Here is a 266-nt window from a genome sequence, read left to right as displayed (position 1 = left end):
GCAAAGGAGACCACTATGCAATCCAAGGACGTACAGGCCCATGACGCCGACGGTGATCCGATCTATCGGAAGAATCCGCAGCCTATGCAGGCCTATCGGATCACCATGACCATCGAAGATGCGCCGGGGCCGTTTGGTTTCGTGGATGGCGCGGCTTTTTATCAGATGACTAATCATACGCTGTGCACCCCGATTGAGCCGATAGCCGGGGTCTGGTCCAAGCAAAAAGAAGATAGTGTTCCTGCAGTCTTCAAAAAAATCGATGC

General features: G+C 53.0%; 1 pseudogene. It reads left to right on the top strand.

Going from position 1 to position 266, the window contains the following annotated elements:
- Positions 1-15: 15 nt before the first annotated feature.
- Positions 16-266: pseudogene (locus tag XcuCFBP2542_RS19240) on the top strand (hypothetical protein); the annotation flags it as partial.

It is taken from the genome of Xanthomonas cucurbitae, from assembly GCF_002939885.1.
Lineage (GTDB): Bacteria > Pseudomonadota > Gammaproteobacteria > Xanthomonadales > Xanthomonadaceae > Xanthomonas > Xanthomonas cucurbitae.
This window is presented reverse-complemented; position numbering and strand designations above follow the sequence as displayed.